Annotated in this window: 9 protein-coding genes and 2 pseudogenes; 8 read left to right on the forward strand and 3 right to left on the reverse strand. The window is 63.0% G+C overall.

The window, feature by feature from the left end; all coding sequences use genetic code 11:
- The 6 genes and pseudogenes from ACOHX0_RS21550 to ACOHX0_RS21575 all read left to right on the forward strand — a co-directional run.
- Nucleotides 1–115: pseudogene (locus ACOHX0_RS21550) on the forward strand (IS5/IS1182 family transposase); the annotation flags it as partial.
- A gap of 17 nt (nt 116–132) precedes the next feature.
- The gene (locus ACOHX0_RS21555; protein ID WP_420679315.1) at nt 133–615 is read left to right on the forward strand and encodes a tripartite tricarboxylate transporter TctB family protein; all 483 of its coding nucleotides are present in this window, start codon (nt 133–135) and stop codon (nt 613–615) included.
- Nucleotides 616–624: 9 nt separating this feature from the next.
- Entirely contained in the window at nt 625–2,124 is a 1,500-nt protein-coding gene (locus ACOHX0_RS21560; protein ID WP_420679306.1) for a tripartite tricarboxylate transporter permease, read from the forward strand.
- A gap of 21 nt (nt 2,125–2,145) precedes the next feature.
- The gene (locus tag ACOHX0_RS21565) at nt 2,146–2,685 is read left to right on the forward strand and encodes a 2,4'-dihydroxyacetophenone dioxygenase family protein (RefSeq protein ID WP_420679307.1); all 540 of its coding nucleotides are present in this window, start codon (nt 2,146–2,148) and stop codon (nt 2,683–2,685) included.
- Nucleotides 2,686–2,744: 59 nt separating this feature from the next.
- Nucleotides 2,745–3,455, forward strand: a complete 711-nt coding sequence (locus ACOHX0_RS21570) for an SDR family NAD(P)-dependent oxidoreductase (protein ID WP_420679308.1) — start codon at nt 2,745–2,747, stop codon at nt 3,453–3,455.
- A gap of 18 nt (nt 3,456–3,473) precedes the next feature.
- Nucleotides 3,474–4,502, forward strand: a complete 1,029-nt coding sequence (locus tag ACOHX0_RS21575; protein ID WP_420679309.1) for a zinc-dependent alcohol dehydrogenase — start codon at nt 3,474–3,476, stop codon at nt 4,500–4,502.
- Between the two features lie 167 nt (nt 4,503–4,669).
- On the opposite strand, the pseudogene ACOHX0_RS21580 reads toward ACOHX0_RS21575, so the two are convergent.
- Both ACOHX0_RS21580 and ACOHX0_RS21585 read right to left on the reverse strand, forming a co-directional pair.
- Nucleotides 4,670–5,143, reverse strand: a pseudogene (locus ACOHX0_RS21580) (integrase core domain-containing protein); the annotation flags it as partial.
- A 643-nt stretch (nt 5,144–5,786) separates the two neighbouring features.
- Nucleotides 5,787–6,383: a glutathione S-transferase family protein gene (locus ACOHX0_RS21585; RefSeq protein WP_420679310.1), complete on the reverse strand. Its 597-nt coding sequence runs from the start codon at nt 6,381–6,383 to the stop codon at nt 5,787–5,789.
- A gap of 64 nt (nt 6,384–6,447) precedes the next feature.
- Here ACOHX0_RS21585 and ACOHX0_RS21590 point away from each other — a divergent pair, with 64 nt between their 5' ends.
- Entirely contained in the window at nt 6,448–7,152 is a 705-nt protein-coding gene (locus tag ACOHX0_RS21590; protein WP_420679312.1) for a helix-turn-helix transcriptional regulator, read from the forward strand.
- 80 nt (nt 7,153–7,232) lie between these two features.
- Here ACOHX0_RS21590 and ACOHX0_RS21595 read toward each other — a convergent pair whose 3' ends face one another.
- Complete coding sequence (locus ACOHX0_RS21595) at nt 7,233–8,153, reverse strand: IS630 family transposase (protein WP_420679313.1); 921 nt, start codon at nt 8,151–8,153, stop codon at nt 7,233–7,235.
- 154 nt (nt 8,154–8,307) lie between these two features.
- Between ACOHX0_RS21595 and ACOHX0_RS21600 the strand changes: the two genes are divergently transcribed.
- A complete protein-coding gene (locus tag ACOHX0_RS21600; RefSeq protein ID WP_420679314.1) occupies nt 8,308–9,183 on the forward strand; it encodes an IS110 family RNA-guided transposase in 876 nt (291 codons plus the stop codon).
- Nucleotides 9,184–9,258 lie beyond the last annotated feature (75 nt).

A 9,258-nucleotide genomic window follows, 5' to 3' on the forward strand; every position in this document is an offset into this window, starting at 1 on the left:
GATCATGTTCGGCAGGCTGAAGGATTGGCGGCGTGTGGCGACCCGATACGACAGATGCCCGAAGGTCTTCCCCTCAGCCATCGCCCTCGCCGCACTCGTCATTTACTGGCTATGAGTCCTGACCCTAAGGCGATGCGGCTCCCTGATACCTGGACCGGATTGGCCTTTGCCTGTCTTGGCGGCTTTGTCGTGCTGCGGGTCACAGGCTTCCCGGAGCCGGCGGGAGCCGCCTCCCCGAGGCTTTTTCCTTATATCATCGGCAGTGCCTTTGCGGGGCTCGGTCTGGCGATTGCGGCGCGCAGTATATACGCGTCGCCGGGCCAGGCCGGCCGCGCGTTCCGGCCGCAGGCCGACGACTGGATGCGCAAGCCGCTGCACATGCTGCGCGTGTTTCTGATCCCTGCAACCGTTGTGCTTTTCGGCCTTCTCTCCCCCGTCTTCGGCACAGTGCTTGTGGCGGTGCCCCTGATCTTCATCAACGCCTTGGCCTGGCAGGAGAAGCCTTGGCCAGCCCTGATTACATCCGCTGCCATTTGCGTCGCCGTCACGCTGTTCTTCACAAAGGTGATGCGCGTGCCGCTGCCAGCCGGGCCTTTGCCCGGCCCCTGGTTCTGAGGTCCCATCATGGATGTCTTTCTGTCCTCACTAGAAATGGTCCTGACGTTTCAGGTCCTTGGTGTCATCCTGCTCGGGGCTGTCTTCGGATTGCTCGTCGGCGCCACCCCCGGTCTCAGCGCGACAATGGCGGTTGCCCTGCTGGTTCCGGTGACCTTTTTCCTGTCGCCGGTCGCAGCTATCGGCGCCATCGTGGCGTGTTCGGCAATGTCGATTTTTGCCGGTGATATTCCGGGCGCGCTGCTGCGCATCCCGGGCACGCCCGCCTCTGCCGCTTATATGCGGGAACTGGACGCGCTGACCCGGAAAGGCCGCCTGGACCTTTCGCTGGGCCTGCCGATGTGCGTTTCGGTCACGGGCGGGCTGATCGGAACTCTGGTGCTGGCGCTGGCCGCGCCGCAATTGGCCCGCGTGGCGCTGAAATTCTCGAGTTTCGAATATTTCTGGCTGGCCGTTCTTGGCCTGTCCTGCGCGACGATGGTGGCCGGCCGCGACCGGCTGAAGGGCATGGTGTCGCTGATGCTGGGTCTGGCGCTGACCATGGTTGGGCTGGATGTAACCACCGGCCTGCCGCGCTATACCTTTGGCGTCATCGACCTGCAGGCTGGCGTCTCGCTGATTGCGGTCATGATCGGGGCATTAGCTCTGGCAGAAATTCTGCGCACGGCCTCTGCAGAGATCACCAATCCGCAAAAACCGGCGGCGGCAGGTCTGTCGATCCTCAAAGGCCAGTTCGGAAACCTGTGGCGCTTCAAGGTGCCGGTGCTGCGCGGCAGCCTGCTGGGCACGGTGATCGGCGCCCTGCCCGGCGCCGGCGCGGACATCGCCGCATGGATCGCCTTTGCGATCAGCCAGCGGTTTTCCAAGGTCAAGCAAAACTACGGCAAAGGGGAGCCGGAAGCCATCGCAGGCTCGGCCTCGGCCAACAACGCAGCCCTCTCCGGCAGCTACTTGCCCGCGCTGGTGTTCGGAATTCCCGGCGACTCGATCACCGCGTTCGTCGTGGGGGTTCTGGTCCTCAAGGGCATCCAGCCTGGCCCGATGGTGCTGCTGACCTCGCCCGACCTGGTGAATGCGATCTACATCGTTTTCATCCTTGCCAACCTGCTGATCATTCCTCTGGGTCTGGCAGCGGTGATGGGCGGGCGTCACGTTCTGGGGTTGCGCCCGGGCCTGCTGTACCCTGCGATCCTGCTGATGTGCGTGCTGGGCACCTTTGCCACCAACAATGCGCTGTTCGATCTGTGGACCCTGGCCGCCATCGGCGTGCTGGTCTGGATCATGGAAGCCAACGACTATCCTGCCGCGCCAATGGTGCTGGGTCTGGTGCTGGGCAAGATTGTCGAGGAAAGCTTCATGTCCAGCATGATCAAGGCCGACGGCAATCTGCTGGGCTTTTTCAAACGGCCCATCGCCGGAACGCTGGGAGTCATCACGATCCTTGTGTGGCTTGTCCCCCTGTTTTTCTCACGGCGCGGCCGCCGCGCCGTCCGCTCTGAACTTTCGTAATCCAACCAAAGGAGACTTCCGATGCCTGTCGAAGCCGACAAGGTCGAAGACCGCAACGACGCATTGACACCCTATCAATTGCCGTTCCCCAAGGACGCTGCCGAAGAAATCGTCATCCCCGAAGCCATCGCAACCGATGAACGGGTCTGGGTGCCGCAGTCGGAAAGCGTGTCCTTTCGCCCGCTCTGCCTCAACGCGTCGCAAGGGTACTGGATGAACCTGCTGCGCGTGCGCAAGTCCGGTGTTCTGTCGCGCCACCGTCACCCGCAACCGGTGCATGGCTTTGTTCTGAAGGGGCGCTGGCACTATCTGGAGCATGACTGGGAAGCCCGCGAAGGCGGCTATGGCTACGAGCCTCCAGGTGAAACGCACACGCTGGTCGTGCCCGATGACGTGACCGAAATGATCACATTTTTTCAGGTCAACGGCGTAATGCTCTATGTTGACCCCTACGGCAAAACCATGGGCTACGAGGACGTCTTCAGCAAAATCGAGATGTGCCGCAACCATTACGAAGAAGTCGGTCTTGGCGCCGGTTTCGTAGACCAGTTCATCCGCTGATGTCCGGGTCTGCACAATCAAGCGCTTGGGCTGCGCCGTTTCTTGACGGCCGACGGGTCATGATCACAGGCGGCTCCTCCGGTATCGGCCGCGCCATAGCGGAGGCCTTTGCCCTATCTGGCGCGCAGGTGGTCGCCACTGCCGTGACCGAAGCTGAGGTCGACGCCGCAACGCAATGGGCTGAGACCAAGGAACTTTCATCTTGCCTCTCCTTCAGGACGCTGGACGTCTGCAACGGCGAGGCCGTCACCCGCGAGGTCGGAGGCATCGACGATCTGTTCGCACTGGTCTGCTGCGCTGGCGTGATCCGGCGCGGTGACGCGCTGTCGCCGGATATTTTCGCCAAGGTCGTCGACGTGAACCTGAACGGCGGGATGCGCTGTGCCCACGCCGCGAAACCGGCGCTGGCAAAAACCGGCGGTTCCATCGTGATGACCGCATCCATGCTGTCCTTCTTTGGCGGTGGTCTGGTGCCGGGATATCCCGCCTCCAAGGGCGGCGTGGCCCAGCTGACAAAATCCCTGGCCATCGCATGGGCGCCCGAGGGCATTCGCGTGAACGCCATTGCACCGGGCTGGATCAGGACACCGCTCACCTCGGCCCTGCAGCAGGATGAAAGCCGCGCGCAACCGATCCTGTCGCGCACGCCGATGAACCGCTGGGGCGAACCCGAAGATCTCGCCGGTCCCGCGCTGTTCCTGACAACGCCATTGGCGGGGTTCATGACAGGCACGGTGGTGCCCGTGGATGGCGGCTACGCGATCGCGTAAACACAGAAAGGTCGAAACATGAAAGCGCTGGTCTATACCGGACCGCGCACCATAGAGGTGCGCGATATCGCCAAGCCGCAGGCAAAGGGAGGAGAAGTCCTGCTGAAGATCCGCTATTGCGGGGTCTGCGGCACCGATATCGGCATCTACGGCGGCACCCATCCCCGGGCCACAGCTCCGCTAACGCTGGGCCATGAATTTGTCGGAGAGGACATCGAGGGCTCAAAGCGCTTTGCGGCCGGTCATCGGGTGGTGGCCTATCCGCTGATCTCTTGCGGAACATGTTATGCCTGCCGGACGGGGCAACCGCATGTCTGCGGCAGCCTGCATCTGCTCGGCATCGATAGGGAAGGCGGAATGGCGGAATATCTCGCCGTGCCCGAAGATATGCTGTTCGCAGTTCCCGGTGAAATGAGCGACCGGGTCGCAGCGCTGGTGGAGCCAATGGCTGTGGCGCAGCGCGCCGTGGAACAATCGGGCCTGGCGCTGTCGGACCGTGCCGCGGCCTTGGGAGCCGGGCCAATCGGCTTGCTGGTTGCCTTGGCGGCCCGTCAGGCCGGAGCGGCCAAGGTGATTGCCTCCGACATCGATCCCTTCCGCCTGTCGTTGGCAGCGTCTTTCGGCTTTGTTCCCGTCGATCTGCGCAACCAGGGCCTGCAGGAGCAAGTTTTGGCCGAAACCGCCGGGGACGCCGTCGACGTGGTCTTTGAGTGCGCAGGGGCCGAACCGGCCGCAAGGGATATGACCCGCATCCTGCGCTCCGGCGGCACGATATGCCTTGCGTCCTTGCACAAGGCCCCCTGCCCGGTGGCCCTGCTGGACATTGCGTTCAAGGAGCTTCGCCTGATCGGGTCACGTGTCTATACCAAGGAGCAATTCGGGCGCAGCATCCCACTGGCTTCTGCCCTTGCCGATGATCTCGAAAAATTGATCACGCGGACGCTGCCGCTGAGCGCCGCGGATTCAGCCTTCGACTTTATAGCCGACCCGAACAAGAACGGCGTGAAGGTACTGATTGATTGCATGGAAGCGCAGGACAAAGGCTGATCCGCCTATTGCTTGGCCGCATGAAGACCTGAGATCACCCACACCTGGGCCGAATGCGTTACGGGGTGACATGCCCCCCGCTGGTTCCTCGCTCATGAGGAGAGTCTGCGGGTTCGTACGCTGCCCCCGAACCTTGGACCACCGGAAGCTTGAATTTCCCGGCTCTTTCACGATGACGGGCTGGTGACGCCATCGGCATAATGCATGGCAATCGGGACGTTGTATCCGATCGCACTGTGAGGTCTGTCCTCGTTGTAGTGTCTACGCCAATCCTCCAGCTTTTCGCGGGCATCCGCAAGGCTCAAGAACAAGAGTGCGAGCAAACATTCCGCCCTCAGCTTGCTGTTGAAAGCTTCGATGAACCCGTTGTGAGTGGGCTTTCCGGGCCGTGAGAAGTCGAGGGTGACACCGTTGGCAAAGGCCCAGAGATCGAGGTCACGCGAGATGAATCCACTGCCGTTGTCGAGTCTGATCGTTTTCGGGCAGCCGATCCGCCCGCAGACCCGTTCGAGCGATTGCACGACATCTTCTCCCCGGCAGGAGAATCTGGGATCGGCAGCCGGGCACAGCCGCGAATGCGTGTCGACGATGGTCAGGATGCGGAGTCTGTTGCCCAAGGCAAGCTGGTCGCAAACGACGTCCCTTCCGGCAGATTGCGCTTGCGCAATCGTCTGCCGGGCAAGGCATCGCCCAGACATCCTTCAGCCCGGCGGCTTGGCCTTAAACTGATCTGTGAAGTGCCGGCGCTTCGCCATTTTCGTATCCCTTCAAAGGTTTGGGATACACCTTCGCCAGCTGTCCAATTTTCTGGGGCCACTTCAGATGGCCTTGGGCATGCCAGAATCAGCCAAGCCCCCGCCGTTGACAGGGGCTTGGTTGGAAACGGTGGTTGCGGGAGCAGGAATTGGACACCGCTTCATACAAGCCGGATAGCACGTGGGCGCAAGCTCCCATGCAGCACGCGATTAAATTCAAAGCCCCGAGGCCCCGCAGAGCCGTCTTCCGTTTCAGGGTTCGGGCCGGTTCGTACGGCGCCAATGCGCAGAGAATGCACTTCGCAGCGTCACGCCCGGGCCGCCGGTCAACCGCGCAAGCGGCCGCTACCATGCTGCGCCGCGGCCCGCCATTCCTGCCGTAAGCTGCGATAGCAAAGTCACACGCGGGGCGAAATCAGGCACTTCGGGACAAAGCTGTCGGATGCCCGAGATAGCCGGATGCCTGTGCGTCCGGAAACCCCTTGCCTGACCGAAAGGCCTGGTTCGCGCCCCCGACCTATTTCCGCAGTCATGATCTCTCCCGATCTATGGCGGCTTTCAACGCCGGTCGATCGGCACAGCGCCTTATCCAGGCTTGGACGGAGGGGTGTTCCGGCATGGCATCCGGAAGCCAATGGAAGGGGCTCGACAGAAGCAAGTCGGCCGCTGAATAGTCCTCGCCGAGAAGATAGGGCTGGCCGTCCAGCGCTTCGGACAGGCGGGCGAAAACGGCATCCAGATCGCGGAACGTCGCGTGCAAGATGGGATGATCGATCTTCGCCCAGTCGAGCACCAGCACGGGCTCCATCACGCCCTGATAATAGAACAGCCAGCTCAGGAATGCCCCGCGCTGCGGGTGCCCGGCGGGACGGCCGAGCCCCGCCTCGGGGAATTTGTCCGTCAGGAAGGCGGCGATGGCACCGCGCTCGCGCACATGGTCATTTCCGTCGGTCAGGTAGGGCACCTTCTTCTCGGGATGCGGATTGCGCGGGTCCGGACCGCCACTGCCATCCTGCCGGGCGACCGTGACGCCGATCACGTCGATACGGTCGGCGAGGCCCATCTCCTCGATCAGGGCGAGGATGGAGGTCGAGCGGGAGTTCGCGGCGTGGTAGAGTGTCAGCATGGGTAGCTCCTGGAATTGCGTCATGCCTTGACTTAACCTCAGGCTGCTGACAGATCCCGTCAGCATGGCCCGGACCGACCGCCTCATGCGCCTGATGGATGCGCTGCGCCGCATGCCCGCGCCGGTCACGGCCGCGCGGCTGGCGGCGGAGACGGGCGTGTCGAGGCGGCAGCTCTACCGGGACATCGCCACGCTGCGCGCGGGCGGCGCCCTGATCGATGGCGAGGCCGGGGTGGGTTACCGGCTGACCGAGGACCCCGCCCTGCCGCCGCAAAGCTTCTCCCGGCTGGAAATCGAAGCCCTCGTCCTCGCCGTGGGGGAATTGCGACAGACAGGCGACGCAGTACTGGAAGAGGCAGGCCGTTCGGCGCTTGCCCGGATCATCGCCACGCTGGCCGACGGGCAATCACAACAAGCCATGCACACCGTCTTGCGCAGCTTCCGTCCGCCGCCTGCCCGCGTGGACCTCACGGTGGACATGGCGCTTCTGCGCCGGGCCTGCTGGGAGGAACTGGCGCTCGATGTGCAGTATCGTGACCTCAAGGGCCGGGTTACACAGCGCGAGGTCTGGCCCCTCGGCATCAGCTACTCGGACGGCACACTGATGGTGCTGGTCTGGTGCTGCCTGCGGCAGGACTGGCGCGTCTTCCACGCCGCGGGGATCGAGCTCGCCTGCCTCAACGGTCGCAGCTTCCGCCCCCGGCGTGTGTCTTTGCTGCGCGGCTACGCGGCGCGACGCGCCGCTCCCGGACCGTCCGCGAAAGTGTAGGAGCGACCGATCCTGACAGGGATTCCGACTAAAGCCGTTCGGTTTCAGCCTGAGATATGTGCTGCAGCCTGAAAGAAGTTTCAGCACTCATCCGGGGTGAACATCCGGAAAATATCGCCGAGCGCGTGGAAAAGATCGGTAAAGGTCCGGGTACCGATCTTGCGCAGGTGGGATTTGAGCTTGGAAAAAGCCTGCTCGATGGGATTGAGGTCCGGTGAGTATGGCGGCAGGTATAGAAACCAGCATCCTGCTTGCCGGAGCGCCTCTGCCGCTTCGGCGTTCCGGTGCGTGGCCAGATTGTCGAGAATGACGACGGTGCCGGGCGACAGTTCCGGCACAAGCACCTCGCGGACATACGCGGCGAAAGCTGGACCGTCCATTGCCCCCTTGATGACCCAGGGTGCGATCAGGGCGTTGCAGGTAAGGCCTGCAATGAATGTCTGAGTTCCCCAGCTTCCGAAGGGTGCGTCCATCCCGAGACGCTGTCCGCGCCGAGCGCGGCCCCGCAACCGGGTGAGGTTGGTTCTGACCGAAGTTTCGTCAATGAACACAAGGCGTTCTGGCTGCCATTGCATTGCGGGCATACGGCGTGCCAGCCAATCGCACCGCGCGCTCTTTACCCTTGCGCGGCGGCGCTCCGTGGCCACCAGCGATTTTTTTAAGGTGAAGCCGAGGCGCGGCGGGAGGGCGGCAATCGAGGAATGGCGTACCTCGACGCCTCCTGCCCCCAGCAGCGCATCGCGCAATTCAAAGAGCGTGATATCCGGATCCTGAACAACAAGCTCCTCGAAAAATGCCCTGTAAGGAGCCAGCTTGCCCCCTCCGCGGGGGCGTCCTTGCGGGGCAGGATCAGCATGACCGCGCGTCCGGATCTCGCGCGCCCGTCTCGCACCCGTGGCAGGTGAAAGCTTCAGCCGCAAGGCCGCCGACCGTCCGCTCAAGCCTTCCTCGATGTATTCCTGAAATCGCGCACGAAGCGCCCACGGCAAAGGTGCTGACATGAACCATCCTCCTGAAAAGGATGAAACACAAACAGAAGGCCAACGGAGCTCCCCGATTCAGGGTTTCACCGAACGGCTTTAATGGGATGAACTGCCTTCCCGCCGAGACCGCGGCTCTTGTCGTGGAGATCAGCGGAGAAAGAGGAGGATGCCGATGGAGATCGCCGTTCTGGGCATTGATCCGGGGAAGACGACTTGCAGTGTCGCGGGTCTCGATGGTGGCGGCGAGGTCGTTCTGCGCAAGCGCGTTCAACGTCATCGGCTGCTGGCCTTTCTGTCCGGGCTTTCGCCGTGCATCGTGGCGATGGAGGCGTGCGGCGGCGCTCGCTACATTGGTCATTTCTGCGCCGGGCACGGCCATGAGCCGCGCCTGATGTCGCCGCTCTATGTCCGCCCCTGCGTGAAGGTCCGCAAGACCGGCGACCGGGACGCCGAGGCGATTGCCGAAGCAGCGACGCGTCCGGCCATGTGCTTTGTGACATTGAAAACGCCCAGGCAACTCGACCTTCAAGCATTGCGCCGGGCACGGGAACGCCTTGTCCAGAACCGGACCCGGTTGGTGAGCCAGGCCCGTGGCTTCCTGATGGAGCGGGGCATCCGCACCGGCACCGGCCGACATGTCTTTCAGCGTGAGTTGACACGGCTGCTCGAGAGTGACGACATGCCCCTGATGTCCGCCATGCTCCGCATTCTGTCCGCCATGGCGGCCGAACTGAGCGAAATGAATGAGCGTGTTGCCGCTGTCGATGCCGAAATCCGCGGCCATGCACGCCACAATGCGGACATGCAGCGTTTGATGGTGATCCCCGGCGCCGGTCCTGCGACCGCTACCGCGCTCGTTGCGGCAATCGGCGATGGCAGCAGTTTCACGCGCGCGCGGGACCTGTCAGCCTGGCTCGGGCTGGCACCGAGGCAGATCACGACTGGCGGAAAAGCGCGTCTCATCGGTATCTCCAAGCACGGTAACAGCTATCTGCGGAAGCTGGACACCTCCGAAAACCGTGATTTTCTGATGTGCGGGGTAATATGAGCAGCCCTGGGGGGCTGCTACTGCGGCCTGATTGGCTTAGCGCTGTAGGTTCGAGGGGCGTGAGCCGTTAGGCGG

It is taken from the genome of Cribrihabitans pelagius, assembly GCF_048820915.1.
GTDB classification, from domain to species: domain Bacteria; phylum Pseudomonadota; class Alphaproteobacteria; order Rhodobacterales; family Rhodobacteraceae; genus Cribrihabitans_A; species Cribrihabitans_A pelagius.

What these genes read in the sequence shown, in the direction of transcription:
- ACOHX0_RS21555 (WP_420679315.1), top strand. Translation starts at nt 133, where the DNA reads ATGCGGCTCCCTGATACCTGGACCGGATTGGCCTTTGCCTGTCTTGGC.
- ACOHX0_RS21560 (WP_420679306.1), top strand. Translation starts at nt 625, where the DNA reads ATGGATGTCTTTCTGTCCTCACTAGAAATGGTCCTGACGTTTCAGGTC.
- ACOHX0_RS21565 (WP_420679307.1), top strand. Translation starts at nt 2,146, where the DNA reads ATGCCTGTCGAAGCCGACAAGGTCGAAGACCGCAACGACGCATTGACA.
- ACOHX0_RS21570 (WP_420679308.1), top strand. Translation starts at nt 2,745, where the DNA reads ATGATCACAGGCGGCTCCTCCGGTATCGGCCGCGCCATAGCGGAGGCC.
- ACOHX0_RS21575 (WP_420679309.1), top strand. Translation starts at nt 3,474, where the DNA reads ATGAAAGCGCTGGTCTATACCGGACCGCGCACCATAGAGGTGCGCGAT.
- ACOHX0_RS21585 (WP_420679310.1), bottom strand. Translation starts at nt 6,383, where the DNA reads ATGCTGACACTCTACCACGCCGCGAACTCCCGCTCGACCTCCATCCTC.
- ACOHX0_RS21590 (WP_420679312.1), top strand. Translation starts at nt 6,448, where the DNA reads ATGGCCCGGACCGACCGCCTCATGCGCCTGATGGATGCGCTGCGCCGC.
- ACOHX0_RS21595 (WP_420679313.1), bottom strand. Translation starts at nt 8,153, where the DNA reads ATGTCAGCACCTTTGCCGTGGGCGCTTCGTGCGCGATTTCAGGAATAC.
- ACOHX0_RS21600 (WP_420679314.1), top strand. Translation starts at nt 8,308, where the DNA reads ATGGAGATCGCCGTTCTGGGCATTGATCCGGGGAAGACGACTTGCAGT.